At 64.5% G+C, this 25,201-nt stretch carries 25 protein-coding genes and 2 pseudogenes; 18 read left to right on the forward strand and 9 right to left on the reverse strand.

The features are described from left to right. The 4 genes and pseudogenes from ACTHNC_RS09780 to ACTHNC_RS09795 form a co-directional block, all read left to right on the forward strand. Window positions 1-2,526, forward strand: a 2,526-nt coding sequence (locus tag ACTHNC_RS09780) for an aconitate hydratase (protein WP_440294412.1), incomplete at its 5' end; no start/stop codon positions are given. Beyond that, entirely contained in the window at window positions 2,523-2,810 is a 288-nt protein-coding gene (locus ACTHNC_RS09785; RefSeq protein ID WP_440294413.1) for a hypothetical protein, read from the forward strand. The genes ACTHNC_RS09780 and ACTHNC_RS09785, both read left to right, overlap by 4 nt. Beyond that, window positions 2,807-4,600, forward strand: coding sequence for a molybdopterin-dependent oxidoreductase (locus tag ACTHNC_RS09790; protein ID WP_440294414.1), 1,794 nt, complete (start codon window positions 2,807-2,809; stop codon window positions 4,598-4,600). Before ACTHNC_RS09785 ends, ACTHNC_RS09790 begins: the two co-directional genes overlap by 4 nt. 69 nt (window positions 4,601-4,669) lie before the next feature. Beyond that, window positions 4,670-4,930, forward strand: a pseudogene (locus tag ACTHNC_RS09795) (transaldolase family protein); the annotation flags it as partial. A 68-nt stretch (window positions 4,931-4,998) separates the two neighbouring features. On the opposite strand, the gene ACTHNC_RS09800 reads toward ACTHNC_RS09795, so the two are convergent. The 3 genes and pseudogenes from ACTHNC_RS09800 to ACTHNC_RS09810 form a co-directional block, all read right to left on the reverse strand. Further along, complete coding sequence (locus ACTHNC_RS09800) at window positions 4,999-5,286, reverse strand: transketolase C-terminal domain-containing protein (RefSeq protein WP_440294436.1); 288 nt, start codon at window positions 5,284-5,286, stop codon at window positions 4,999-5,001. Window positions 5,287-5,534: 248 nt separating this feature from the next. Continuing rightward, a pseudogene (locus ACTHNC_RS09805) lies at window positions 5,535-6,140 on the reverse strand (1-deoxy-D-xylulose-5-phosphate synthase N-terminal domain-containing protein); the annotation flags it as partial. After that, on the reverse strand, window positions 6,137-6,664 hold the full coding sequence (locus ACTHNC_RS09810; RefSeq protein WP_440294415.1) for a pyridoxamine 5'-phosphate oxidase family protein: 528 nt from the start codon (window positions 6,662-6,664) through the stop codon (window positions 6,137-6,139). The gene ACTHNC_RS09810 and the pseudogene ACTHNC_RS09805, both read right to left, overlap by 4 nt. A 219-nt stretch (window positions 6,665-6,883) precedes the next feature. On the opposite strand from ACTHNC_RS09810, the gene ACTHNC_RS09815 reads away from it, so the two are divergent. From ACTHNC_RS09815 to ACTHNC_RS09830, 4 genes are all read left to right on the forward strand, one after another. Then, window positions 6,884-7,273, forward strand: a complete 390-nt coding sequence (locus tag ACTHNC_RS09815) for a hypothetical protein (RefSeq protein WP_440294416.1) — start codon at window positions 6,884-6,886, stop codon at window positions 7,271-7,273. A 64-nt stretch (window positions 7,274-7,337) separates the two neighbouring features. Continuing rightward, a complete protein-coding gene (locus ACTHNC_RS09820; RefSeq protein ID WP_440294417.1) occupies window positions 7,338-7,805 on the forward strand; it encodes a pyridoxamine 5'-phosphate oxidase family protein in 468 nt (155 codons plus the stop codon). A 47-nt stretch (window positions 7,806-7,852) separates the two neighbouring features. After that, on the forward strand, window positions 7,853-8,326 hold the full coding sequence (locus ACTHNC_RS09825) for a universal stress protein (protein ID WP_440294418.1): 474 nt from the start codon (window positions 7,853-7,855) through the stop codon (window positions 8,324-8,326). Between the two features lie 54 nt (window positions 8,327-8,380). Then, on the forward strand, window positions 8,381-9,331 hold the full coding sequence (locus ACTHNC_RS09830) for a 1-phosphofructokinase family hexose kinase (RefSeq protein WP_440294419.1): 951 nt from the start codon (window positions 8,381-8,383) through the stop codon (window positions 9,329-9,331). 177 nt (window positions 9,332-9,508) lie between these two features. On the opposite strand, the gene ACTHNC_RS09835 is transcribed toward ACTHNC_RS09830, so the two are convergent. Both ACTHNC_RS09835 and ACTHNC_RS09840 read right to left on the reverse strand, forming a co-directional pair. Beyond that, the gene (locus ACTHNC_RS09835) at window positions 9,509-9,748 is read right to left on the reverse strand and encodes a hypothetical protein (protein ID WP_440294420.1); all 240 of its coding nucleotides are present in this window, start codon (window positions 9,746-9,748) and stop codon (window positions 9,509-9,511) included. Window positions 9,749-9,771: 23 nt separating this feature from the next. Beyond that, on the reverse strand, window positions 9,772-9,939 hold the full coding sequence (locus ACTHNC_RS09840; protein ID WP_440294421.1) for a hypothetical protein: 168 nt from the start codon (window positions 9,937-9,939) through the stop codon (window positions 9,772-9,774). 489 nt (window positions 9,940-10,428) lie between these two features. Between ACTHNC_RS09840 and ACTHNC_RS09845 the strand changes: the two genes are divergently transcribed. After that, window positions 10,429-11,049 carry a response regulator gene (locus tag ACTHNC_RS09845; RefSeq protein WP_440294422.1) on the forward strand — a complete coding sequence of 207 codons (621 nt, stop codon included), beginning with the start codon at window positions 10,429-10,431 and terminating at the stop codon, window positions 11,047-11,049. 4 nt (window positions 11,050-11,053) lie between these two features. Here ACTHNC_RS09845 and ACTHNC_RS09850 read toward each other — a convergent pair whose 3' ends face one another. Next, a complete protein-coding gene (locus ACTHNC_RS09850) occupies window positions 11,054-12,643 on the reverse strand; it encodes a GAF domain-containing sensor histidine kinase (RefSeq protein WP_440294423.1) in 1,590 nt (529 codons plus the stop codon). A 264-nt stretch (window positions 12,644-12,907) separates the two neighbouring features. Between ACTHNC_RS09850 and ACTHNC_RS09855 the strand changes: the two genes are divergently transcribed. Both ACTHNC_RS09855 and ACTHNC_RS09860 read left to right on the forward strand, forming a co-directional pair. Beyond that, window positions 12,908-13,369: a universal stress protein gene (locus ACTHNC_RS09855; RefSeq protein WP_440294424.1), complete on the forward strand. Its 462-nt coding sequence runs from the start codon at window positions 12,908-12,910 to the stop codon at window positions 13,367-13,369. Between the two features lie 76 nt (window positions 13,370-13,445). Continuing rightward, the gene (locus ACTHNC_RS09860; RefSeq protein WP_440294425.1) at window positions 13,446-13,916 is read left to right on the forward strand and encodes a universal stress protein; all 471 of its coding nucleotides are present in this window, start codon (window positions 13,446-13,448) and stop codon (window positions 13,914-13,916) included. 28 nt (window positions 13,917-13,944) lie between these two features. Here ACTHNC_RS09860 and ACTHNC_RS09865 read toward each other — a convergent pair whose 3' ends face one another. Next, entirely contained in the window at window positions 13,945-14,871 is a 927-nt protein-coding gene (locus tag ACTHNC_RS09865) for a universal stress protein (protein ID WP_440294426.1), read from the reverse strand. Between the two features lie 99 nt (window positions 14,872-14,970). Here ACTHNC_RS09865 and ACTHNC_RS09870 point away from each other — a divergent pair, with 99 nt between their 5' ends. From ACTHNC_RS09870 to ACTHNC_RS09900, 7 genes are all read left to right on the forward strand, one after another. Further along, complete coding sequence (locus ACTHNC_RS09870) at window positions 14,971-15,732, forward strand: SDR family NAD(P)-dependent oxidoreductase (RefSeq protein WP_440294427.1); 762 nt, start codon at window positions 14,971-14,973, stop codon at window positions 15,730-15,732. A 1-nt stretch (window position 15,733) separates the two neighbouring features. Then, complete coding sequence (locus ACTHNC_RS09875; RefSeq protein WP_440294428.1) at window positions 15,734-16,204, forward strand: universal stress protein; 471 nt, start codon at window positions 15,734-15,736, stop codon at window positions 16,202-16,204. An 18-nt stretch (window positions 16,205-16,222) separates the two neighbouring features. After that, entirely contained in the window at window positions 16,223-18,895 is a 2,673-nt protein-coding gene (gene mgtA, locus ACTHNC_RS09880) for a magnesium-translocating P-type ATPase (protein WP_440294429.1), read from the forward strand. Between the two features lie 47 nt (window positions 18,896-18,942). After that, on the forward strand, window positions 18,943-19,254 hold the full coding sequence (locus ACTHNC_RS09885) for a thiamine-binding protein (RefSeq protein WP_440294430.1): 312 nt from the start codon (window positions 18,943-18,945) through the stop codon (window positions 19,252-19,254). Between the two features lie 384 nt (window positions 19,255-19,638). Further along, window positions 19,639-20,133: a universal stress protein gene (locus tag ACTHNC_RS09890; RefSeq protein WP_440294431.1), complete on the forward strand. Its 495-nt coding sequence runs from the start codon at window positions 19,639-19,641 to the stop codon at window positions 20,131-20,133. Then, window positions 20,130-22,019, forward strand: a complete 1,890-nt coding sequence (locus ACTHNC_RS09895; protein WP_440294432.1) for a heavy metal translocating P-type ATPase — start codon at window positions 20,130-20,132, stop codon at window positions 22,017-22,019. The genes ACTHNC_RS09890 and ACTHNC_RS09895 overlap by 4 nt, the downstream gene beginning before the upstream one ends. 97 nt (window positions 22,020-22,116) lie before the next feature. After that, window positions 22,117-23,172, forward strand: a complete 1,056-nt coding sequence (locus tag ACTHNC_RS09900) for a zinc-dependent alcohol dehydrogenase family protein (protein ID WP_440294433.1) — start codon at window positions 22,117-22,119, stop codon at window positions 23,170-23,172. Between the two features lie 101 nt (window positions 23,173-23,273). Here the strand turns inward: ACTHNC_RS09900 and ACTHNC_RS09905 are convergent, their stop codons facing one another. Both ACTHNC_RS09905 and ACTHNC_RS09910 read right to left on the reverse strand, forming a co-directional pair. Further along, complete coding sequence (locus ACTHNC_RS09905; RefSeq protein WP_440294434.1) at window positions 23,274-23,936, reverse strand: BON domain-containing protein; 663 nt, start codon at window positions 23,934-23,936, stop codon at window positions 23,274-23,276. A 410-nt stretch (window positions 23,937-24,346) separates the two neighbouring features. After that, window positions 24,347-25,201 (reverse strand): cytochrome c oxidase subunit I (locus ACTHNC_RS09910; protein ID WP_440294435.1); only part of this gene is annotated, 855 nt, incomplete at its 5' end.

A 25,201-nucleotide genomic window follows, 5' to 3' on the forward strand; every position in this document is an offset into this window, starting at 1 on the left:
TGCGTCGTCGACCTGGTCGCGATGCGCGACGCCATGGTCGAACTCGGCGGAGACCCGCAGAAGATCAACCCGCTGATCCCCTCCGAGCTCGTCATCGACCACTCCGTGATCGTGGACGCGTTCGGAGATGCGAGCGCGTTCCAGGTGAACGCGGACCTGGAGTTCCACCGCAATCAGGAGCGTTATCAGCTCCTGCGCTGGGCACAGCAGGCCTTCGACAACTTCCGGGTCGTGCCGCCTGACACCGGGATCTGCCACCAGGTCAACCTCGAATACCTGGCACGGGTCGTCTTCACCCGCGCCAGAGACGGGATTCAGCAGGCATATCCCGACACTCTCGTCGGAACGGACTCGCACACTCCCATGGTCAACGGGCTGGGTGTTCTCGGCTGGGGAGTGGGCGGCATCGAGGCCGAAGCTGCGATGCTCGGACAGCCGATGAGCATGCTCGTCCCGCCCGTCCTGGGCATCAAGCTGACCGGTGCGCTGCGCGAAGGCGTCACCGCCACGGATCTCGTGCTGACCGTCGCGCAGCGGCTTCGGCAGATCGGCGTCGTGGGCAAGTTCGTCGAGTTCTACGGCCCGGGCGTGGCCAACGTTCCGGTAGCGAACCGGGCCACGCTCGGCAACATGAGCCCCGAGTACGGCGCCACGTGCGCGATCTTCCCGATCGATCAAATCACCCTCGATTATCTGCGGCTGACGTCCCGGCCCGAATCGCAGATCCGGCTCGTCGAGGATTACTCGAGGGCTCAGGGACTCTGGCACGACCCGAACCATGAAGCCACCTACTCGTCGACGATCGAACTTGATCTGGCGGAGGTCGAGCCATCCATCGCCGGACCGAAACGTCCGCAGGACCGTATCCCGCTGGCACACGCCCGCGCGGTCGTGGCCGATTTGCTCACCGAAGGTTTCCACGCTCCAGGGCGTCTCACGGGCCTTGACCAGGCGTCGGCCGACTCGTTCCCGGCGAGTGACCCCATCTCGTTCGACGGTATCGACCCGTCTCAGAAGCCGGTCGACCGACCGCAGTCCGCCGTCACATCGGCGTGGCCGTCGAACCCGGCGGAAGCGGTGCTCGCCGACGGCCGCACCACGACGGTGGACAACGGACACGTGGTGATTGCCGCGATCACCTCATGCACGAACACCTCCAACCCCTCAGTCATGGTGGCGGCCGGCCTGATGGCGAAGAAGGCCGTCGAGGCCGGACTGACCAGCAAGCCTTGGGTGAAGACGTCGCTGGCTCCCGGATCGCGGGTGGTGACCGACTATTTCGATCGGGCCGGACTCACCCCCTACCTCGACCGGCTCGGTTTCAACCTGGTCGGGTACGGGTGCACTACCTGCATCGGCAATTCGGGTCCGCTCATTCCCGAGGTCAGCACGGCTCTCGCCAGCAATGGTCTCGTCGCGGCATCGGTGCTCAGCGGCAACCGCAACTTCGAGGGGCGCATCCACCCGGAGACAGAGATGAACTTCCTCGCCTCGCCACCACTGGTGATCGCCTACGCCCTAGCCGGCACGTTGAACATCGACCTGCTGAACGATCCGCTAGGTGAGGATGCCCACGGCCGGCCGATCTACCTTCGTGATGTCTGGCCGAGCACCGAAGAGGTCGACGAGGTCATCGCGCATTCCCTCGAACGCGAGATGTTCGCGGAAGGATACGCGAACGTATTCGACGGCGACCGGAACTGGCGCGAGCTGGACGTGCCGTCTGGCGACATCTTCGCGTGGAACGACGCATCCACTTACGTGCGACGTGCGCCCTATTTCGAAGGGATGCCGAGGCAACCGGAACCTCTCCGCGACATCGACGGCGCTCGCGTTCTCGCCATGCTGGGCGACTCCGTCACCACCGATCACATCTCGCCGGCAGGATCGATCAAGCGCGACTCCCCGGCGGGCCGCTACCTGGTCGAGCACGGCGTCGAAGCGGCGGACTTCAACTCCTACGGCTCACGGCGAGGCAATCACGAGGTGATGATCCGCGGCACCTTCGCGAACATCCGGCTGCGCAACCAGCTCGTGTCCGGCGTCGAGGGCGGCTACACCAGGCATCTGCCCGACAGTGAACAGGGCACCATCTTCGATGCGGCCACGCGATACGCGGCCGAAGGAGTGCCGCTCATCGTTATTGCCGGATCGGAGTACGGGTCCGGTTCGTCCAGGGACTGGGCGGCGAAAGGGACCCTGCTGCTCGGGGTGAAAGCCGTGCTGGCGACATCCTTCGAACGAATCCACCGCTCCAACCTGATCGGCATGGGTGTTCTGCCGCTCCAATTCCTCCCCGGAGACTGTGCAGCATCTCTCGGCCTGACCGGTGAGGAGACCTACTCGATCAGTGGTCTCGCCGGCGAGGAGGGCATTCCCGAACGAGTGACGATCGATGCGGACGCAGATGGGCAATCCCGGCGGTTCGAGGCACTGGTCCGCGTCGACACCCCGGCGGAAGCCGCATACATGCGGCACGGCGGCATCCTGCAGTACGTGCTGCGCCAGCTTCTGAACGCAGCATGACAAAAGCGTCAGAACGAGACGCCACCACCCGTGAGAACGCGGCTCACGTACTCGCGCGCGCCCTCGGCGAAGAGCGCACCGCGCAGGCGCGCCTGGCCGCCCGCACCCGGATCGTCGGGTTCCACGGCGAGGACTTCGAGCGGCGCTGGCCGCGAGTCGAGAACATCGTGACCGAGCACAACCACCAGGCGGCTCTCACGGCCTGGGACAACGCGCTACGAACCGGATGGACGCCTTCAGAGCTGAACGCATCGGGTCTGACGCTCGAGGGAGGAGAAGGATGACGACGAACGGCGGTCCCGCGCCTGAGGATCTCCCGGCCCCGGCTACGGACGAAATTCCCGAGGTGCAGCGCAGCTATCGCTCTGAGCTCAAACGCAAGGAGAAGGACGTCATCGACGAGGACTGGGCCGGCGGCGTTCCCGCCCAGTACGGGGTCGCACCGCGCATCCGCATCGGCAAGACTAAATGGTTCAACCTGCTCTGGCTCATCCCGATAGGTTTCGCGCTGCTCGTGGCGGCGATCGCGGTCGCGCGAGGCCTGCGCGAGATCCCCGCCGTGCAGGACTTCATGCACACCTACCCCGGCACGAGCGAACTGCCATCCTGGGCGCCCGTCGGTTTTCCCGCCTGGGTCGGCTGGCAGCACTTCTTCAACGCGTTCCTGCTGATCTTCATCATCCGCTCGGGTTGGCAGATCATCTCCGACCATCCTCGGCTCTACTGGAACAGGAACTCCAGCCCCGGCGACGACTGGTTCCGCATCCAGAAACCGGTGCCGCTCGACAACCCGCTGTACACCGCCAAGCAAGACTCGATCACGCTCCCTCGTGGAGTGGGACTACCCGGACGTCGGCACAGCATAGGGCTGGCCCGGTGGTGGCACCTCGGAGTCGACACGCTGTGGCTGCTGAACGGAGTCATCTTCTACATCCTGATCTTCGCCACCGGGCAGTGGGTGCGCCTCGTACCGCTGCACTGGGACGTCATCCCGAACTCGATCTCAGTCGCCATCCAGTACCTCTCGATGAACTGGCCGCTGGAGACCGGATGGACCAACTACAACTCCCTTCAACTCATCGCGTACTTCATCACGGTGTTCATCGCCGCCCCGCTCGCACTGATCACAGGCCTCGGGATGTCGCCAGCGCTTTCGACGAAGTTCTACCTGGTCAGCCGCTATTTCAACATCCAGGTGGCACGCTCGCTGCACTTCCTCGTCATGGTGTGGTTCGTGTTCTTCATCATCATCCACGTCACGCTCGTGTTCGCCACCGGGGCGCTGCAGAACCTCAACCACATGTACGCGTCCCGCAACGACGACAGCTGGGTCGGGTTCTGGATCTTCGCCGCCTCGATGGTGGTCATGATCGTCGGCTGGGTCGCCGCCACTCCGGTCACCTATCGTTACCCGCGCGTCATCCAGCGGGTCGGATACGCGCTCATCGGCCCGGCGCAGCGACTGTTCGAGCACATCGACTCGCACCCGAGCCGCTACACCGAGAAGGACATCTCGCCGTACTTCTGGCACAACGGCCACTACCCGGACTCCCCTGAGTACGAGGCCATGCGGGAAGGCAACTTCGCCGACTACCGACTGCGGATCAACGGGCTGGTGGAGAACCCGGTCGAACTCGACCTGCTGCAACTGCGCGCCATGCCACGCCACGAGCAGATCACCCAGCACTTCTGCATCCAGGGCTGGTCCGGGGTCGCGAAGTGGGGAGGGGTCTCGATGCAGACGATCCTCGACCTGGTGAAGCCGTTGCCTGGGGCCGGATGGGTGGTGTTCTACTCGTTCGGTAACGGACCGGATGGCGGCATCTACTACGACGCTCACCCGATCGAGCAGATGAGCTATGAGACCACGATGCTGGCGTTCGACATGAACGACGAGGCGCTATCGTTCGGCCACGGCGCCCCGTTGCGGCTGCGCAACGAAGTGCAACTCGGTTTCAAGATGGTCAAGTGGATCAAGGGCATCGAGTTCGTGCACCACTTCTCCGAGGTCGGCGGCGGCGAGGGCGGCTACAACAACGACCACGAGTTCTTCGGATACAGCCAGTCCATCTGACCAAACACCGATCGGAGAGGCGCGCACATGGTAAGCCCCCTGACAGCACTGATCGCCGCTGGCGTGTCTATGTGGTTGGACGATCTGAGCCGGGAACGGCTACGCACCGGCAGCCTCGCCGAACTGGTCGCGAGCCGGCACGTCTCGGGAGTCACCACGAACCCGTCCATCTTCGCGAAGGCGATCAGCACCGGTGACGCCTACCAGTCCGAGATCGAGAATCTCGCCGCCCGTGGGGCCGAGGTCGGCGAAGCGCTGCGGGAACTGCCCACGCATGACGTCCGTGCGGCGTGCGACGTGCTGCGCCCGGTGAATGAAGCGACCGACGGCGTGAATGGTCGTGTCTCGATCGAGGTGGATGCGCGCCTGGCGCGCGACACCGACGGGAACTGTCGCCGTCACCATTGCGCTAGCAGCCGGCGAGCCGCCTCGGCGATCGCCGGTCCGTCGATGCCTGCCCATTCCAGGAGTTCCGAGCCGGTGCCCGAGCCCGGCATGCCCCGCACGGCAAGACGTTCAATCGCAAGATCCTCGACTCCGGCGGCGGTGAGGCTGTCGACCACGGCCGAACCCAGTCCGCCTTCGGGGTGGTGATCCTCCGCGACGACGATGCGGCCGTCGGTCGCGGCGGCAGCCTCACGCAGCGTCGCCTGATCGATGGGTTTGACGCTGTAGAGATCGATCACACGCGCATGGATACCGGGGGCAAGGCCCCGCAGTGTGCGCCATCTCTCGCACCAGGGCTGAGTACTGGTTCCGTCACTGGGGTAGAGAACGGTGGAACCGTGGACGGCGCGGAACATGGCGATATCTTCCAACGCCATCTGAGACGGCCCGTCCGCACCGATCTCGACACCGGCATGCGAGCCCGTGATGCGCAGATCTCCGTCAGGTCGTGACCGTCGATCACGATGACGCGGGCGCCGAACGCCTCGGCCCGCCGGGCGTACGAGTCCGTATCCCAGCCGAGCTCTGTTTGGCCGCGCTGACCGAGCCGATTCACGTCCACGATGACGATCAGGTTCGACAGCTTGTAGTAGGACGCTTTGTCGAGGGCTTCCCACACGCATCCCTCTGCGAACTCGCTGTCGCCGCAGAGAACCCAGACGCGATTCTCGAGCTTGTCGAGGTATTTGTTCGCGATGGCGATGCCCACACCGTCCGCGAGTCCTTGCCCAAGGGAACCGGTGGCGACATCGACCCACGGCAGCACCGGGGTGGGATGGCCCTGCAATCGTTGTCCGAACCGCCGGTAACCGGTCATCAACTCGTCATCGGCGATGACGCCAACGGCCTTGAACACCGAGTACGCCAACGGTGAAGCGTGGCCTTTTGAATAGATCAGGTGATCGTTCGCCCGGTTGTGCGGGTTCTGCCAGTCGTACCTCAGGTGACGGGTCACGAGCACGGCAAGCAGATCTGCGGCGGACATCGACGAGGTCGGATGGCCGGAACCGACGCTCGTACTGGAGCGTACGGAATCCACTCGCAGCTGCGCGGCCAGTTCGGCGACGGTCTCAAGGGGGGTGAGGTTCGTCATCCAGGCGCCTGGATTCCGGGGACTATCTTGCCGTCGTCCATACGTGCTGGGTGCAGTTGCCGCTCATATCGACGTCCACTGATGGACTCCGGGATGACCTCGACGAAACGGTACACGCTCACCGGCCGCCAGTGCGGCAATGCGTTCTCGGCGGAACGATTGGTGTACATCATGTCCTTCACCGACGCGATACCCTTCACCGTCACGCTCCAGTCGAACACGGAACCCAGCGAGTCGATCTCGAACACCACATGTGCATCGGCGATGAGGTCGCGCAGTTTCGTTCCGTCTGCGGTTCGGAACACGATCGTGCCGGCCTCGCAGTAGTAGTCCACGGGGAAGATCTCAGGGAAGTCACCGCCGTAGACGCCCAGCCGTCCCACGCCGTGGCCTTGGATGAGGTTCCAGCACGTCTGCTCGGCCAGTTCCATGACCGGCCCTCGAGCGGACCACTCGGGAAGATCCTCAGCCAGATTCGTGGTCTTCGGGTTCATCGCGTGCAGGTTCATCGTCGTTTTCATCATCGTTCTTTCGTTGCGGGCCAGCGGCCCTGCATCTATTCGAGCGCGGTTCGAGGAGGAGCGTCAGGGTCGAAGGTCCCTGATGTCCCTGATTCACGACTGGGATTCTGCATTCGCGCTGCCCGTCGGGACTTTCGTCTCTGCCGCCCAGAGCATCCGAGCGGAACACTGCTGTCATGGGCGACCAACCTCGGAGCCCGCAGAGCTACACGGAGGCCACGAATGTCCACGATGACCAGGACAAGAAGCCGGACAGCGCGTTCGCACCGGAGCGACACCGTCTCAGCCGGCCTGCCTGAACGGCAGCAGCCGATGCTGCAGAACATTCTCGACCCGACCCGCCCGCACGAAGTTCACGTGCGAATGGTGACCGATTGTGACGCGATCGAAACGGTCGATCTCGTGGTCGTGCCCCGGGACGAGGAACTCGACGAGATCGATCTCGATCGTCACGTTCTCGGCTACATCCAGCAGGCTGGCCGCGTGTTCGTGGCACTGGTCGGGGAACGCCTGGACCGGGCCGAGGAATGCGGTCAATCCCTTCTCTGGGACAAGGCGGCAGCCGATCTTGTTCGGAGTGCACGGCTGGCAGAGGCTTCTTCGCAGACTTGACGCGGCGAACGTCATTCGACCCTGCCACCAATAGTGACCGGCCGTGAACGAGGGGAGGTACGTCATGAACGAGTCGCAGTTTCGTACGGGGAGCGTCACCGACGACGAACCGGTGCACGCACTCACAGCCGACGAGTGCTGGGAGCGACTTCACTCACAAGAATTGGGCCGTCTCGTGACCCGGGTGGGTGAGGTGATCGAGGTCTTCCCCGTCAACTACGTCGTAGACGGCGCATCGCTCCTGTTCCGCACGGCCGAAGGGTCGAAGTTCGCGGAACTCACGGTCAACGACCACGTCCTCTTCGAGGTCGACGACCACACCGCGGTGGATGCCTGGAGCGTCGTGTTGAAGGGTCACGCCACACCATTGGTGAGCAGCGACGAGATCATGGCGGCCGACGCTCTTCCACTGCGGCCCTGGGTGCCGACCCTCAAGCGCAACTATGTGCGGATCGTGCCGAACGAACTCACTGGGCGTTCCTTCGAACGGACTCCGGAACCCGATCACACGGATCCCTCCGAACCCGCGTAGGACCTTCGGCCCTGGCTCGGATACCGGCATCCCGCAACGATGCCGATATGACCGAGAACAACTTGCCGATCCTGGTCGGTGTCGACGGATCAGAGCCTTCCGTCTCGGCGTTGCGATACGCGGCGGAACTTGCCGAAGCGGTGCATGCGCCGCTGCGTGTCGTGACCGTGTGGCAGTACCGCGCCCTGATTCCGTACTTCCCTCCCGAGGCGCGGGAACAAGAAGCCGCGGCGGCATCCGCGCTCTCCATCTCGATCACGCGAGCGATCGGCGAAGACGACACGGTCCAGCTGAGCCGCGACCTCCTCGAAGGCTCTCCGGCACAACGATTGATCCAAGAGAGCCGACACGCTCGCATGCTTGTGCTCGCCACTCGCGGCGCCGGTGGCTTCGCCCGACTGCTTCTGGGGTCGGTCAGTGCGGCCTGCGCTGCCCACGCACACTGTCCCGTGCTGCTGGTACCCTCCGGCACCACGTCGAACCGTCGCACCGCCGCAGCACCGTCATCCGACAGCGAGTGACCGGCGCGCGTATAACGCGCATAACGAGAGGGAAGGCCAATGTCCGGATCGTCGATGGGGACACAGCCGATTCTGACGTTGACGGTGAACCCCGCTTTGGATATGAGCACCTCGACGGCTCAGGTGCACAGCGAGCTCAAGCTGCGGTGCAGCACGAGCCGCTTGGATCCCGGCGGCGGCGGTGTCAACGTCTCCAGAGTGGTGCGACGCCTCGGCGGACGTACGCTCGCGGTGTACACCGCCGGTGGCCCGATCGGAGACGCGTACCGCCACCTCATCGAGGGCGAAGGAGTCCCCGCCCTGGTGGTCCCCATTCACGGCAGTACACGCGAGAGCTTCACCGTCTCTGAGGAGTCCAGCGGCAAGCAGTTCCGATTCGTGCTCGGAGGGCCAGAACTCAGCAACACCGAGTGGCTCTCCTGCCTCGACTTCCTGACCCAAGCGATAGCAGTCGGCGGCTTCGTTGTTGCCAGCGGAAGCCTACCCCCGGGAGTGCCCGACGACTTCTATGCTCGTGTCGTCCGGTTGGCGCACGAGCATGGGGCGCGCTGCATCGTCGACGCGGCAGGGCCGCCACTTTCAGAAGCTCTGAAGGAAGGCACGTTCCTGATCAGCCCCAGTCGCCGCGAACTGAGCATCCTCTTCGATGCGGAACTCGAGTCCGAGCAGAGCCAGGTCGATGCTGCCAGGACATTGATCGCCAACGGGTCGGCAGAGTACGTCGCTCTGACGCTCGGGGCAGATGGGGCGCTGCTGGTGTCACGCGACGGCACTCTGCGGCTGCAGGCCCCGATCGTGGATGTGGTCAGCACGGTCGGCGCGGGCGACAGCTTCCTCGCTGGATTCGTGCTTCGGCTCGCGCAGCAGCGTTCTGTCGAGGAGGCGTTCCGCGCAGCTGTGGCTGCAGGGGCTGCGGCGGTGATGCGGCCTGGCACTGAGCTGTGCCGCCGCGCCGACGTCGAACGCCTCGAAGCGGGCCTGATTCCCGTGGCAGGGCAAGCCTGACCTGGTTTCGCGACCGCGGGAATGGCGCAGTACGCGAGAAGCACCCGCCGACCTCCGCGCCGGGAACAGTTCAGGTTCGCTGGTCGTCGTGAAGGATCCGCGAGGAGAACACTGACGGCCCGAAACCGGAACTGTGCGCCAACGTCTATCAGGCGGGGGCACCGCGATGAGTGGAAGTCATTGCGGCTTCTGATCGCTCCCCGATGCGGGCGACTCGCGGTCCAGCCAGGCGAGGAGCTGCTCGTCCTTGATCCGCCACGGCTCGGAGATGAACTGATGCTTCGCAAGAATGAGCCAGAGCGACAGCGCCGCGGTCGGGGCGGCGAGGCCGCCGAATCCCTCAGACGAGAACCATGGGGCGAGGAGGAACAGCAGCGCGGCCGCGCCGGCAAAGCGCATGAACGGCTGCACCGACACCGGGGTCATCTGCGGTATCCCCTTCAGATCTCCGGGGAGCGACCCAGCTGCTCGGGCTCGCCGATCGCGGCAAGGGTGCCTCTCGCGGTGAGCACGGAACGAAGTCGTCGATCCGCGCCGAAGAGGTAGACGGTGACCGCACGGACCTTCGTCTGCGCGTCGATGAAGGGCAGCCGTCGTTTCTGATCCATGAGCCCATTACGGCAGGAGCGCCTCGTGCCGCCCAGGGCCGAAGGTCCCATCCGAGCCCCCTGGATTCGCCGGGCGACGTGGGGCCTTCGACCCGCGACAGAGACCATGTCGGTACACAACATGGCGTGAGGGCTTCGCCAGCGACTCTCGTCGATGAGGATCGCGGGGACTTTGGTCACTTCAGGTTCCCAGGGGTCCGCGGAGAATACTCGGTATGCGCGTTGAATCCAGTGTTTCGTCACGAGAGCCGAAGGGCCCGTGGTCGTTCACGGGGCGCCGTATAGAGCGCCGCCCCTCCTCGGACCTCTCCTTCCTCGGCGTGTGAAAACGGCTGCACGCGGTGTGGGGCGGCACCCGCGTGCGGTCCCCTTGCCTACATCGACCCAGCCCCTCGTTCTGAGATGTGGCACAAGGGTCGATAGTCCCAACCGGATGCTCTGAAAGGGGCGAAAATGTGGAAGTACGACGTGACGGTGCGGAGGCGAATGATGATCAGAGTCTTCGTGGTCGATGATCACGAACTCGTTCGTCGGGGCGTGGTCGACCTCTTGGAGCGGGAACCAGATATCGAGGTCGTGGGTGAGTCCGACTCCGCCAAGCACACGCTCGGTCGGATCATGGCGACGCGACCGGATGTGGCGCTCCTTGACGTGCGGCTTCCCGACGGCAACGGGATCGACCTCTGCCGAGAGATTCTGGAGCGCTCCCCGGATACTCGGTGCCTGATGTTGACGGCATACGACGATGAACAAGCTCTCTATTCGGCGGTGCTCGCCGGGGCGATGGGCTATGTGCTCAAGGACATCCGCGGCAGCGGCCTCGTCGAGGGTGTGCGGAACGCCTCAAGGGGCATCTCCTCTATCAACGCTGCTCTGCGGAAAGCCGCCATGGCTCGAATGCGTGCGAAGCAGGAAGATCCTCGATTCGAAACCCTCACCGAGCGTGAGCACGAGGTGCTCACCGGCGTGGCCGACGGGCTCAGCAACCGCCAGATCGGTGCAGAACTGGGTCTGGCAGAGAAGACCGTGAAGAATCACATGTCGTCGATCCTGGCCAAACTAGGGTTGCAGAGCCGAACGCAGGCGGCACTGCTGATGAAGAAGGTCTGAGCGACTATCGCGAACGCGCGGCGGATTCCAAAGGGGCTCGCCAGCGCACCCGGGTCCCATGGGAACCTGAGTCCAGTTCGAAACGCCCACCGCGATCGACGGCTCTCTGTTCGATGTTCGCCAGCCCGCTGCGTCGCGAACTGGTGCCCATGCCGACTCCGTCATCCACCACTTCGAGCACGACATCGTCACCGGCGACGGAGACATTCAGCGACGCGTTCTTCGCACGCGAATGCTTGACGACATTCGTCAGAGACTCTCGGGCGACGGCCACGATATCGTCGGCGAGCCCATCCCTGACCAGAACGTCGACCGCACCAGTGAACGACACAGACGGAGTGCTCGAGAGCGCGCCCGAATACTCATTGGCCAGGTCGAAGAGCTTGTAGCGCAGGGGCACATCACCCTCACTCGGCGTTGTCGAGAGCGCGAAGACAATGTTACGGATCTGCACAATGGAGGCATCCAATGCGTCCACGGCGTGTGACACGCGGTCGATGAGGACGGCATCGCTGGTCATCCCAATCGCAGTTTGGAGTTCGAGGCCGGCGGCGTAGATCTGCTGGATGACCAGGTCGTGCAGGTCACGGGCGATTCTGGCGCGGTCGTCGGCGAGCTCCATTCGCTGCCTGTCCGCACGTGCGCTGGCAAGTTGCAGCGCCAGTGATGCGTGTCGGGAGACGAGATCGGTGAGCTCGAGGTCGAACGGCCCGAAACTGGGGCTCGATTCCGGCCGGGCCAGGATGATGAGCGCGTCGACGGTTGTCGGGCCTTGGATCGGGACTGCGATCCTGCTTCCAGTCGTGGGTGGGGGATCGTTTACCGGGCTCGGGGTTCGACCTGCCACGGGAAGCACGACCGTTTCGCCCGGCGCGGCCGCCTCGTCCAGGATCGTGCGGGTCAGTCCGAGCGAGGAGAGCTCGCCGGGCGAAGCCTCGTTGTCGCCCGCAACGATCGGCACAAGGGACCAGTTCCGATCTCCGGACCGACCCGATTGCGAACGTTTGACGACGTGCACGGTTCGTGCTTGCGCGAGCAGGGCAAGACGCTCGGCAACTAGCGAGAGTGGCTCCGTGACATCCTTTGCGAGCACCTCGGCGACGAGTTCGCTGGTCGATCCGATCCACTCTTGGCGGCGTCGGGTCTGGTGGTAGAGGCGCGCATTGTTGATGGCGAACCCGGCCGTCGCAGCAAGCGACACGGCGAGCTCCTCGTCATCGGCCGTGAAGGCTTTGGCACCGGCGTTCGTGAGATAGAGGTTCCCGAAGACCTCCCCGCCGACGCGAATGGGAACACCGAGAAACGCATCCATTTCAGGGTGGTTCGGCGGAAAGCCCACCGAACGGGGATCGTCTCGAAGGTGCTCCAACCTGATCGGACGAGGGTCTTCGATGAGCGCACCGACCAGGCCGTGGCCCTGGGGCAGGGGCCCGATCTTCTCGACCTGTTCTGGCGTCATCCCCACAAAGACGAACTCCTCGACACCGCCTTGTGGCGCGATGACCGCAAGTCCGCCATAGTCGGCCCCGATCAGCTCGACAGCCGCATCCACGATCCGGTGGAGCATCGCCGGAAGATCCGGCTCGGTGAGCATGGCCTGGTCCGCCCGGAGGAGTGCCCGCAGCCGACCCTGTGTCTCCAGCACCTTCTGGGCGTGTTCGACCAGGTCTTTCAGGGCGCGATCAAGCGCGGCGCGCGGTGCGTCCGGAAACCGAAGGGCGTCGTCATTCTCCGTCATGGGCTCACTCTGAGAACTCGTCGACAGTGTCACGCGGATGGCATCCCTAGCTTATCTTCGCGGCGTCGATCAGGACCTTCGGCCCGGACTGATGAGACGAGGAACGACGAGGATGGAATCATGGCTGACAGCAACGGGCCCGTTCTGGTCGGGGTCGACGGATCGAAGCATTCCATCGATGCATTGCGTTACGCAGCCGACATCGCCGCGGCAGTCCGCGCATCCCTACGTGTTGTGACGATGTGGGAGTTCCGAGTGCTCGGGCTCTACTATCCGCCCGATGAATGGAGCCCGCAGACCGACGCCCTGAAGGTTCTCAACGCGTCGATCGCCGCAGCCTTCGACGGTGCCCTACCGCCCGGGCTCGTCAAGGAACTCGTGGAGGGTCCGACAGTGAAGACGCTGGTTGAAGAGAGCAGGCACGCTCGCATGCTCGTTCTCGGCGCTCGGGGATCGGGCGGGTTCGCGCGTCTCCGGTTGGGTTCCGTCGGAGCAGCCTGTGCGCGACACGCGCACAGTCCGGTGCTGCTTGTCCGCGCCTCCGAAGCAGTGACGCCCGCGACAGGGCAGGCAGGTCGCTGAGGTTCTCAACGAACTCGCTCCACGGTCAGGACCTTCGACCCTGGCCGCCGGTTCGCGGTGACGAGACGATCGAGTCATGGTTGAAAACAACGCGCCCATCCTGGTAGGCGTCGACGGGTCAGAACTCTCCATTGATGCGTTGCGTTACGCCAACGAACTCGCCACGGCGATGGACGCACCGCTCCGCGTCGTCACCGCGTGGGAGAACCCTGTGCTGGGTCTGTACTTTCCCCACCATCCGTACGACTGGGATCCGAAGGCCAAGGCAGCGGAAGTTCTGGAGACATCGATAGCCCGGGCTTTTGACGATGCGCCACCGGAGGGCCTGATCCACGACCTGTTGGAAGGGCCTGCAGCCAAGATGCTGATTGAAGAGAGCAAGCGCTCGCGCATGCTCGTGCTCGGTACCCGGGGTGCCGGCGGTTTTGCCCGTCTTGTGCTGGGCTCGGTGAGCGCGACATGTGCGGAGCACGCGCACTGCTCCGTCATGCTCGTGCGACCCGCGATGGAAGAGAAGCACGAAGATCTCCCGGCCGAGAGCGAGTAATTCGAGCCTGTTCCGGAAGATCCCGAACTCATCGGAGCGCGTGTGCGTCGTGAGTCTCGGCCTGCGGTGCGCGGTCGCCGACCGGCGTATGGACCACGATCGTCGGCGAGGTGAGGTTGAGTAGGACGTCATATGCGACAGCGCCGAGGCTGCCGAACTGCGCCTGCGCGCGGCGTGAATCGCCGATGACCAACAGTCCCGCGTGACGGGCGAATTCGTTGAGCGACACCCCGGGCGGAAGCTCGGCGATGCGACTCTGAACCACGATCCCTGGCTGGCGGTCCTTCGCGTAACCGACCGCCGCCTTCAGGATTGCCCGTGCCTCGTCGTGCCGGGTCGTCGATTCGAGTCTGCCGACATTGGACTTCATCTCGAATGCGGAAGGCGTGGCGCTGGCCACAGTTGACCGAACGGCTGTCAGTTCGCAGTGGTGTTCATGCGCCCAGTCGGCGGCCAACGCGATCGCTGCCCGGCCGGCGGGTGTGTCGTCCACGCCCACCACCACTCCGCGTCGCACCGATGGCGCGGTCCCGGGAATGATCGCCACCGGCCCGGTGGCGAGGTTCGCCAGCTGTAGGCTGCGTGAGCCGAACGGCCGGTCGTAGTGCACGCCTGTCTTGTGCGTGCCGACGACGAGCATCGTGCTGGGTTCGCTGTATGACGACAACTCCATCATGGGGCTGCCGAACCGCAGATCCGCGTGGATAGTGACATCCGACCCGAGAGAACCTGCGTATGCGACTTCGTCGGCGAGTAGCTGCATGGCCCCCTGGTTGTGCTCGTCGACGAGCACGGAGCCGATGGCTCCCCACTGGTCGTCGGCCACATGCACCAGCGTCAGGTCGGCGCTCTTGTCGTGAGCCCTCTCTATCGCCCAGCGGATGGCCGCTCGTGCCGGGATCGAGCCGTCGACGCCGACCACGTACCTGCGGATGTTCACGATGATCGCCTCCACGAGCAGTGTCTGTTTGCGCTCATGCGTCGTGAAAGGGTCCTAAGTCCCTCGAAGCGGGTCGCTGCCGCCTTTACCGTGAGGATTCGAGAGGAGAACAAGATGTCCACTCACATCGTGGAGGGCCGATTCTCGGGTGCCCGCGTCATCGTGACCGGCGCCGGGTCCGGAATCGGCAAGGCTACGGCTCTCCGATTGCTGGCTGAGGGTGCCATCGTGATCGCAACCGACATCAGCGAGCCACGTCTGGCGGTCCTGGCCGAAGAAGCACGACAGGACCGGTTCATCACGGTCGCCGGCGACGTCGGCGACGAGACCGTCGTGGCCGAGCTCATTCAAGCCGCAGGCGGTCCGATCACGTCACTGGCGAATGTCGCCGGGATCATGGATGACTTCCTGCCACCGGCCGAGGTCGAAGACACCGTCTGGGATCGTGTTCTTCGGATCAACCTCACCGCACCCATGCGGCTTACCCGAGCAGTCCTCCCCGGCATGCTGGAGCGCGGCGCGGGAACGATCGTGAACGTGTCTTCCGAGGCGGGACTGCGTGGATCTGCTGCCGGTGCCGCCTATACCGCGTCCAAGCACGCCCTCATCGGTCTGACCCGCAGCACAGCGTTCTTCTACGCGGCGAAAGGAATCCGGTGCAACGCGGTGGCGCCCGGTGCGACCCTGACGAACATCCAGGCGGAGTTCCGCTCGGCATTCGCGGGGGAGCGGATGGGCCCCTACATGCAGACCAACGTTCCGCAACCCGCGACCGCGGAGGAGTTGGCCGCGGCCATCACATGGCTGCTCAGCGACGACTCCTCGAACGTGAACGGAGCCGTGCTGCCAAGCGATAACGGCTGGTCGGTGATCTGACATGGAGAACGAGAGGGAGTCAAGACCGATCCTCGTAGGCGTCGACGGATCGAGGTCGTCCATCGAAGCATTGCGGCTGGCCGCGGAACTGTCCAAGGCCCTGGGCCATCATCTGGAGGCTGTGACAGCGTGGGACTATCCCGCTCTGGCCGGATACTACGTCGCCGGCGAATGGAGGCCCGACCGCGACGGTGAAGGCATCCTAGATGCCTCTATTGCGGAGGCGTTCGGACCGGCTGTTCCCTCGGGTATGGTCCGCACTCTTCGCAAGGGGTCACCTGCAGGAGTTCTTGTCGAGGAGAGCCGGCGAGCGGAAATGCTGGTGGTCGGATGCCGAGGACGTGGCGGATTCGTCGGCTTGCTGCTGGGCTCGGTGAGCGCCGAGTGCGCCGAACACGCGCAGTGCCCGGTGCTGGTGGTGCACTCCGACCACGACGCGGCCCACACAAAGGATGAGAACGGTTCCGTCTGAATGCGGGACACCATGGAGATGACCGACCGGAAGTCGTCGTGCGGGGACGGCCTCCGGCATCCTCGCGACCTGGGCGCGCACCCGGAGGCAAGCACCATTGTGTCGGCTTCGATGGAGGACGGCCACGACATCGTCGAGTCGCTTCAGTCACGCCGGTCCGGGCTGACCGACGCCGAAGTCACTGCTCATCGTGACCGATACGGCGCGAACACCATCAGACAACACCACGCACGCTCTTGGCGTGTTCTCGCCGCCCAGCTGAAGAGCCCGCTTCTCCTGCTCCTCTTCGCCACTGCGGTGGCCTCCGCATTTCTCGGCGAAGCCAGCGATGCCGTCATCATCACCCTGATCCTGCTCGTCAGCGTCGGCTTGGGCTTCATCAACGAGTACCGTGCTGCACGTACCGCCGATGCCATGCACGACCGCCTGCGGCACACCGTCGTCGTTGTCCGCAACGACGAGCGAGCAAGCGTGGATGTGACCGATCTCGTACCCGGTGACATCGTCGTTCTCAACGTGGGAACCGTGGTGCCCGCAGATGTGCGGCTCCTGGAGTGTCACGAGCTGGTGTGCGACGAAAGCATCCTCACCGGCGAATCTGTTCCCGTGGCGAAGGCTTCGAAGCAACTCGAGACCACGCCCGGAGGCCTCGGCGACCTGACGTCGTGTGCCTTGATGGGGACCGTCGTGCACGGCGGCGACGGCATCGGGATAGTTGTCGCCACCGGCTCGAACACGGAATTCGGGCGAATCGCGCAGGGGCTCGGGGAGCAGAACCCACAGACCGCGTTTCAACTCGGCCTCGCGCGGTTCTCCAGGTTCCTGCTCATAGTCGCCATCGTGCTGTCGTCACTCATCGTGATCGGCAACATCCTGCTGGGGCGGCCGATCATCGATTCGCTCCTGTTTTCGCTCGCCATCGCCGTGGGAATCACACCGCAGCTCCTGCCGGCCATCGTCAGCACCAGTCTCGCAGCAGGCTCCAGGGTGCTCGCCAAGCGCCGGGTGCTTGTGAAGCGATTGGTGTGCATCGAAGATCTCGGTGACCTGGACCTCCTCATCACCGACAAGACCGGTACCCTCACCACCGGTCGTATCGCGTTCTCCCGTGCCGTCACCGTGGCTCAACAGTCCGCGGATGATGTCATCAGATACGGGCTTCTCGCGACCGAGGCCGACCTGAGTGCGCCCGCGTCCTCCGTTCTCGGTCTGAACTCGCTCGACGCAGCGCTCTGGCAGTCCGAAGCGGCATCCGAAGCCGGCGTAGGGACATATGTTCGTCACTCACTGCTCCCCTTCGACCACGAGCGCAGGATGACATCCGCTCTCGTGACGCGGACGGGTGAATCCGCCGAGCTGGTCAGCAAGGGCGCAGCGGAATCGATATTCCCGCGATGCCGGCAGGTGTCCGACGAAGCGAGCGCTACCTTGTCGGAGCTCTATCGAACGGGAGCACGCGTTGTTGCGGTTGCGGTACGTCCGGCTCCAGACATCCATGACGTCACGGAAGCGGACGAACACGACCTCGAGTTGATCGGCTTCCTCGCGTTCGCCGACCCCCCGAAGGTCAATGCCAGGGACTCGCTCGACCGGCTGACCGCGCTGGGCATCACTGTGAAGATCGCCACCGGGGACTCCGCCGGCGTCGCCGAACACGTGTGCTCGGAGCTGGGGATGCCTGCCGTCAGCACTCTGACGGGTGATCAGGTGGACGCGATGGACGACGCCCAGTTGGAGGCCGCGGCGAGGGGCTGCACGATCTTCGCTCGAGTCTCTCCGGAACAGAAGTCGAGAATCGTTCGGTCATTGCGTCGCACAGGCTGGGCGGTGGGCTTCCTCGGCGACGGTGTCAATGACGCGTTGGCGCTGCATCACGCAGACATCGGCATCTCGGTGGATTCGGCGGTCGATGTCGCCAAGGACGCGGCCGACGTGGTTCTGCTCGACAAGGACCTCGGAGTGCTCGCCGACGGTGTGGCCGAGGGCCGACGGATCTTCGCGAACACGATCAAGTACGTGCTGATGGGCACCTCGAGCAACTTCGGCAACATGTTCAGCGCATCGATCGCGTCGGTCGTGCTCTCTTTTCTGCCGATGCTTCCCGGACAGATCCTGCTCAACAACCTGCTCTACGACGCAAGCCAGTTGGCGATCCCGACGGATCGGGTGGACAAGGAGCAGCTCACCGCGCCGTCGCACTGGGACATCGGTGCCATCCGGCGTTTCATGCTCATCTTCGGGCCCATCAGCTCCCTCTTCGACTTCGCCACGTTCGCACTGATGCTGTTCGTCTTCCACGCCGCACCGGCAGAGTTCCGTTCCGGCTGGTTCATCGAGTCCATCGCCACTCAGACGCTCATCATCTTCGCCATCCGCACCCGCCGCACACCGTTCCTGCGCAGCCGGCCCTCCGCAGCGCTCACAGCGGCGGCACTGGCAGCCGTGGGTGTGGGCACCCTTTTGCCGTATCTTCCGGTGTCGAATCTGCTGGGTTTCACTCCGCTCCCCGCGGCATTCTTCTTCGCTCTGCTCGCGATGGTCATCGCATATCTGATCCTCGTAGAGCTCGCGAAAGTCGTGTACTACCGAACGACATCGCTCCACGTCAGCCCAGCGATCGGAGCAGCGGCGCGCTCGCTGGCTCATCACCTGGAGCGCCGTGCTTCACGGTTCACCGCTCATGCTCACTGAGCGGCCCACCGTCCAAAGAACGCGCAAAAAAGGCAGGAGTTATCGAGATGCTCGTAGCATTCGCAGTCTGGCCCAACAACACCACGGAAGGCGATTCGGTGCGCGACGCTGTTGCGGCGGCAGTGAAAGTCGTTCGCGCATCAGGCCTACCGAATCGCACCGACTCGATGTTCACCACCATCGAGGGTGAATGGGACGAGGTATTCGATGTCATCCACCGAGCGGCTGACGCTGTGTCGCCCTACGGGTCCCGCGTCGATCTGATCATCAAGGCGGACATCCGTCCCGGCCACGTGAACGAGCTCGATGGCAAGCTTGAACGTCTCGAGCAGGCGATCGCCGGTCCAGACCTCAGTTGATCTGGGGAGAATGCGGCACCACAAGTGTGGGGGATGCTGCCCGATGGGCGCAGTGAATGGCCACGGAACCCATGAGCAGGCTCTGGAACCCGCCACGGCCGAACCGTTCTGCCCCACGATGACCGAGCCGGCGCACTTCCCGGCCTGCGCGCCGCCGCGCCCTGTCTCGCGCATCCGGTTCACGGATGATCGCAGACTCCAGTGCGCGGGCGGCTTGCGGTGAACCATCGTGGCCGACGACCACAGCACCCGCGAGACGCGTTCCGGCATTCATGGGTAGTGCCACCTCCTACCCTCGTCACCCGGAGCATACGATTCCGTCACCTGGGCGCCGCGGGACCTTCGGCCCTGTCAGCCACGGCAGTCCGCGAGCAGGATCAAGGTATGGCTGAGATGACTCACGGTCCGATCCTCGTCGGCGTGGACGGGTCCGAAGCTTCGGTGGCTGCGCTCCGATACGCGGGCAAGCTCGCGGAGGCCATGCACGCAACAGTGCGAGCCGTGATCACCTGGGAGTACCCGGACTTCGGCGTCGCCTACCCCGCCACCGAGTGGGAGCCCGATGCGAACGCTGCAGCGGTGCTCTCGACCGCGATCACGAAGGCGTTCGGCAGCGCACCGCCACCGCGTCTCAGGAAAGACGTCGTGCAAGGGCCTGCGGCCCCCACCCTCATCGATGAAAGCGTGCACGCCCGGATGCTCGTCGTGGGCGCTCGCGGAGCCGGCGGCTTCGCCCGTCTTCTGCTGGGCTCGGTCAGCGAAGCGTGCACGAGACACGCGCATTGTCCCGTCCTCGTGGTCCGCGACCCCACCGCACAGCTGCCTGCGGCACACCAGGCGGTCCCGCGCAAGGAACCGACGACCGTCCACTCGACATGAGCGTGGATAGCGCGGTACAGGGCGACGTGATCCGTGATCGAAGCAGCACGTCGCCGCGAGCATCCGTCTTGAAACGCTTCGTCAGCCGGTACTGGGTCATCGCGCTCACCATCCTCGTCGCAGGGGTCGGGGGAGCGCTCGTGATCACCGGTCACGCGTCCGCGGCCGTCTGGGTCACCGGAGGGTATGCGCTGCTCGTCGCATTCGGCTACCTGATCCGCATGGTCCGCGAACTGCTCAACGGCCGGTTCGGCATCGACATACTCGCCGTGATGGCGATCGTCTCAACGGTGCTTGTGGGCGAAGCCGTTGCAGCGCTCATCGTCATCCTGATGATGAGCGGCGGTGAAGCATTGGAGGATTACGCCAATCGTCGCGCCCGACATGAACTGGATGCACTGCTGCAGCGCGACCCCAGGACCGCTCACCGATCCCAGGAAGGCCAGGTCGAGGACGTCGCCGTCGACATCGTGCGGCCCGGTGACCGCCTTGTGGTGCGGCCGGCAGAGGTCCTCCCCGTCGACGGCACCTTGCTGAGCCCCGAGGCCAGCCTCGATCAGTCCCCGATCACCGGTGAGAGTGTTCCCGTGGAAAAGGGGACCGGGGATCCCGTTCTCAGCGGGTCGATCAACGGTCCTCGCGCGATCGAGATCCAGGCATCTGCGAAAGCCGTCGACAGCCAGTACCAGCAGATCGTGGCGCTGGTCGCCGGAGCAGCCAAGAGCAGGCCTCGCGTCGTCCGCCTGGCGGACCGCTATGCCGTACCGTTCACGATCTTCTCGGTCGCGCTTGCCTGCGTCGCGTGGCTCGTGAGCCAGCAGCCCCTTCGGTTCGCGGAGGTCCTCGTTCTCGCCACGCCATGTCCGCTCCTGATCGCGGCACCGGTGGCGTTCATCGGGGGTATGAGCAGAGCCGCCCGCAGCGGCGTCATCGTGCGCAACGGAGGCGTGTTCGAGCAACTGGCCAGAGCACGAACCGTCGTGTTCGACAAGACGGGAACACTGACCGAAGGAAGGCCGCAACTGTGCGAGCTGCGCCCGGCTCCCGGGTTCACGAGCGAGGAACTTCTCTCTATGGCGGCAAGCGCAGAGCAGTACTCCTCGCATGTGCTCGCCGCCTCGGTCGTGACCGCAGCAAAGGAACGAGGGCTCGTCCCTGCTGCGGCCCTGTCGGCGGAGGAACACGCAACCGACGGGGTCACCGCCACGGTCGCCGGAAGCGGTGTGGCGGTCGGCAAGCTCAGGTTCATCCAGGCACTCGCCCCCGATGCGTCGCCCGAGCCATTGCGTGCAGGGGAACTCGCCATCTACGTCGCGATCGACGCAGAGTATGCGGGGGCACTGATCGCGCGTGATGCACCGCGTCCGAACGCTCCATCCACGTTGAAACGGCTACGCGAGGTCGGTATCGGCGGCCTGGAGTTGCTCACCGGTGATGCCACAGAGACGGCGGCAGGGATCGCCGCCGAGCTGGGCATCGAGCGGTTCACTGCGGAGTGTCGCCCCTCCGACAAGGTGCAACATGTCGCAAACATCGCCGAGCGCCCGGTGATCATGGTCGGTGATGGCATCAACGACGCACCCGTCCTGGCCCGAGCGGACGTCGGCATAGCGATGGGCGCCAAGGGCGCCACCGCCGCGAGCGAGTCGGCCGACGTCGTCCTGCTCGTCGACGACCTCGCGCGGGTCGCGACCGTCGTTCAGATCGGACGCGACACCCTCCGCATCGCATTGCAGAGCATTTGGGCGGGAATTGTGGCTTCTGCGGTGCTCATGGTCATCGCAACGTTCGGCGTGATCCCCGCCACCGTGGGTGCGCTCCTCCAAGAAGGCGTTGACCTCGCCACCATCGTCGCCGCGCTTCGCGCGGTCAGAGGGCGGCGGTGACCCACGGGACCTTCGACCCTGCACGGGCAAAAGCCTGCGCCGTTGGATGGAGGAGTACCGGCCAGATGCGCCGGACGCACTTCTCAGGAGGCGAACAATGAAGGCACTCGTCTACGGCGGACCTGGAAAGAAGGACTGGAAAGAAGTTCCCGATCCGAGGATCCAGCATCCGACCGACGTGATCGTGAAAATGGAGGCGACCACGATCTGCGGAACTGACCTGCACATCCTCAAGGGCGACACCCCTGAGGTGGCCGAGGGGCGAATCCTCGGACACGAGGGCATCGGAGTCATTACACAGGTCGGCTCCGGCATCACGCAACTGAACGTGGGAGACCGGGTCATTCTCGCGTGCGTCAGCTCATGCGGCGTCTGCGCCAACTGCCGCAAGGGTCTCTACAGCCACTGCCTGAACCCCGAGGGCAAGGCCGGCATCGGCTGGATCTTCGGCTACATGATCGACGGCACCCAGGCCGAGTACGTCCGCGTCCCCTTCGCCGAGAACTCCGTCTACAAGGTGCCCGAAGGCGTCGCCGACGACGAAGGCATCCTGCTGTCGGACATTCTCCCGACCGGGTTCGAGATCGGTGTGCAGTACGGTCACGTCCGGCCGGGCGACGTCGTCGCCGTCGTCGGTGCGGGTCCGGTCGGCCTCTCCGCAGTGATGACCGCCGGTCTGCACGGGCCCTCAAGGGTGATCGCCATTGACCTCGATGACGCACGACTGGCGCGGGCGAAGGACTTCGGAGCAACCGACACCGTCAACTCCGGCGACCCAGATTGGAGGGAGCAGGTTCTGGCGCTGACCGACGGCGCCGGCGTCGACGTCGCGATCGAAGCAGTCGGAACACCACGAACCTTCACGATGACCGTCGATCTCGTTCGCCCCGGCGGGCACGTGGCCAACATCGGCGTGCATGGGAAGCCCGCGGAACTCGCGCTGAACGAACTCTGGATCCGGAACATCGACATCTCGATGGGGCTCGTGAACACGAACACGCTCGGGATGCTGCTCAAACTCGTCGCCCAGCATCGGCTCCCCGCCGACAAGTTCGTCACCCACCGGTTCACGTTCGACCAGATCCTCGACGCGTACGACGTCTTCGGCAACGCGGCCCAGCACGACGCACTCAAAGTGCTCATCCACCGGTAGGCCGGGTTCGGTAGTTCGCTCCGTGGCAGAGGGTGCGTCCCGCCAATGAGTCAGCACAGGCCGGCCCATGCTGCCGGCCTGCGCTGACTGGTCTGTCTGGCTTATGCCCGAACAACAATCTCGTTCTGGACGTCGAGCACATGCGGTGACGCCCACGCGGTCCTGCTCGCCTGCTGCTTCTCCGCCCAGGAGTTCACCGTCCCGGTCAGCGTGACCGTGTTGCCCGCCGTCGTGACGTGAATCGTGTTCGCGTCGAGTTCCGCGTTGCGCTCGATGGCTCGCCTGATTCGTTGCTCCGTGTCCGCAGCAGCTGGTCGTTCCCGCAGACTCATCTTGTCGTTGACATCGTGCACTCCGTAGAGGTGCTGCACGGATCGGACCGCTGCCTTCCGCTGGAAGTCCCAGTCGACGTCGCCGGTCAGCGTGACTACGTGGTCATCCACCTCTGCCTGAACGGTGCTCGGCACGTTGACCGCCCACAGGAGCGCGCGGTCCACCTCCTTCGCGATGTCATCAGAAGAGACGGGCCTGTCGATCTTGGGATGCACCCTGATCTCGTTGACAATCGTGCGCACACCGCGAACACGATGCGCAGCCTTCTCCGCCGCGACCTTCTCGGCGTAGCTGTCGACCTGCCCGAACAGTTCCACGGTCCCCGCCCGTACCGCGACGCCGATGTCTTCGGCATCGACATCCGGTGTCCAAGCGAGTTCGTCTTGGACAGCCGATTGCACGTCGAGATCGTTGTCGAATGCGATGCTCATACTCGCGCTCCTTCATCCGTGGCGGGATGGCTCCGCAACGTCGCGAGGCGGTCTCCGTACTCGCTGTCATCGATCTCACCCCGAGCGAACCGCTCGCTCAGAATCTGCTCCGCGGTGGACCTCTCGGGCGGAGAACCCGGGCCGATGGGCATCGATGCATGTGGGCTGGTGCGTCCGATGAGGCGTGACAGCCAATACACGGCGCCGACCACGATCACGCAGAAGCCCGCCGCCAGGCAAACGAGAGCCCAGCCCCACGCTGTAAGGGCCCAGCCATATCCGAACATCATGGTGAATCGCCTCCTTTCGGCCGTACCGGCCGTTCGCTGCAATTCCATGTACGTTCAGTCTCGCTGGAGGCTGCCGAGGCTGATAGGGACGATGGTCCCCTGTGTCGAAGGATCAGGAGATCATTTCACTGTCGAGTCGGAGGCATCGACGACGGCGGTGTCCGGGGCATCCTTGCCTGGTCCGATTCCGATCGGTAGACCGACCTCTGGGTGGTTGAGGTCGAAGGCCGGGGACTCGCTGCGGATGCGCGGAATCGACGTGAAGTTGTGCCGAGGCGGCGGACAACTCGTGGCCCACTCCAGCGAACGGCCGTACCCCCACGGGTCGTTCACGGTGACCTTCGCCCCGTACCGGGCCGTGATGTACACGTTCAGGAAGAACGGGATCATCGAGATCGCCAGGATACCGGCGCCGATCGTCGAGAGCTGGTTCATCCAGGTGAATCCATCCGACGGCAGGTACGTGTAGTACCGCCGCGGCATCCCGATCACCCCGAGCCAGTGCTGGATGAGGAACGTGGTGTGGAACCCGATGAACAGCAACCAGAAGTGCCACTTGCCCAATCGGTCGTTGAGGACCTTCCCGGTCCACTTGGGCCACCAGAAGTAGAAGCCGGAGAACATCGCGAACACCACGGTGCCGAAGACGACGTAGTGGAAGTGCGCCACCACGAAGTAGGTGTCGGAGACGTGGAAGTCCAGCGGCGGCGAAGCCAGGATCACCCCGGTCAGACCACCGAACGTGAACGTGACGACGAACCCGATCGCCCACAACATGGGGGACTCGAACGTCAGCGATCCCCGGAACATCGTGCCTATCCAGTTGAAGATCTTCACCCCGGTGGGCACCGCGATGAACATCGACATGAGCGAGAAGAACGGCAGCAGCACCATACCGGTGACGTACATGTGATGCGCCCAGACGCTCACCGATAAGGCGGCTATGGCGATGGTGGCGTACACCAGCGTCTTGTA

Origin of the sequence: Humibacter sp. (genome assembly GCF_051954055.1) — a bacterium.
Taxonomy (GTDB): Bacteria; Actinomycetota; Actinomycetes; order Actinomycetales; family Microbacteriaceae; genus Humibacter.

Bases quoted from the DNA above. Each gene is read 5' to 3' on its own strand.
- ACTHNC_RS09785 (WP_440294413.1), top strand. From the start codon at position 2,523: ATGACAAAAGCGTCAGAACGAGACGCCACCACCCGTGAGAACGCGGCT.
- ACTHNC_RS09790 (WP_440294414.1), top strand. From the start codon at position 2,807: ATGACGACGAACGGCGGTCCCGCGCCTGAGGATCTCCCGGCCCCGGCT.
- ACTHNC_RS09810 (WP_440294415.1), bottom strand. From the start codon at position 6,664: ATGATGAAAACGACGATGAACCTGCACGCGATGAACCCGAAGACCACG.
- ACTHNC_RS09815 (WP_440294416.1), top strand. From the start codon at position 6,884: ATGTCCACGATGACCAGGACAAGAAGCCGGACAGCGCGTTCGCACCGG.
- ACTHNC_RS09820 (WP_440294417.1), top strand. From the start codon at position 7,338: ATGAACGAGTCGCAGTTTCGTACGGGGAGCGTCACCGACGACGAACCG.
- ACTHNC_RS09825 (WP_440294418.1), top strand. From the start codon at position 7,853: ATGACCGAGAACAACTTGCCGATCCTGGTCGGTGTCGACGGATCAGAG.
- ACTHNC_RS09830 (WP_440294419.1), top strand. From the start codon at position 8,381: ATGGGGACACAGCCGATTCTGACGTTGACGGTGAACCCCGCTTTGGAT.
- ACTHNC_RS09840 (WP_440294421.1), bottom strand. From the start codon at position 9,939: ATGGATCAGAAACGACGGCTGCCCTTCATCGACGCGCAGACGAAGGTC.
- ACTHNC_RS09845 (WP_440294422.1), top strand. From the start codon at position 10,429: ATGATCAGAGTCTTCGTGGTCGATGATCACGAACTCGTTCGTCGGGGC.
- ACTHNC_RS09850 (WP_440294423.1), bottom strand. From the start codon at position 12,643: ATGCTCACCGAGCCGGATCTTCCGGCGATGCTCCACCGGATCGTGGAT.
- ACTHNC_RS09855 (WP_440294424.1), top strand. From the start codon at position 12,908: ATGGCTGACAGCAACGGGCCCGTTCTGGTCGGGGTCGACGGATCGAAG.
- ACTHNC_RS09860 (WP_440294425.1), top strand. From the start codon at position 13,446: ATGGTTGAAAACAACGCGCCCATCCTGGTAGGCGTCGACGGGTCAGAA.
- ACTHNC_RS09870 (WP_440294427.1), top strand. From the start codon at position 14,971: ATGTCCACTCACATCGTGGAGGGCCGATTCTCGGGTGCCCGCGTCATC.
- ACTHNC_RS09875 (WP_440294428.1), top strand. From the start codon at position 15,734: ATGGAGAACGAGAGGGAGTCAAGACCGATCCTCGTAGGCGTCGACGGA.
- mgtA (WP_440294429.1), top strand. From the start codon at position 16,223: ATGACCGACCGGAAGTCGTCGTGCGGGGACGGCCTCCGGCATCCTCGC.
- ACTHNC_RS09885 (WP_440294430.1), top strand. From the start codon at position 18,943: ATGCTCGTAGCATTCGCAGTCTGGCCCAACAACACCACGGAAGGCGAT.
- ACTHNC_RS09890 (WP_440294431.1), top strand. From the start codon at position 19,639: ATGGCTGAGATGACTCACGGTCCGATCCTCGTCGGCGTGGACGGGTCC.
- ACTHNC_RS09895 (WP_440294432.1), top strand. From the start codon at position 20,130: ATGAGCGTGGATAGCGCGGTACAGGGCGACGTGATCCGTGATCGAAGC.
- ACTHNC_RS09900 (WP_440294433.1), top strand. From the start codon at position 22,117: ATGAAGGCACTCGTCTACGGCGGACCTGGAAAGAAGGACTGGAAAGAA.
- ACTHNC_RS09905 (WP_440294434.1), bottom strand. From the start codon at position 23,936: ATGAGCATCGCATTCGACAACGATCTCGACGTGCAATCGGCTGTCCAA.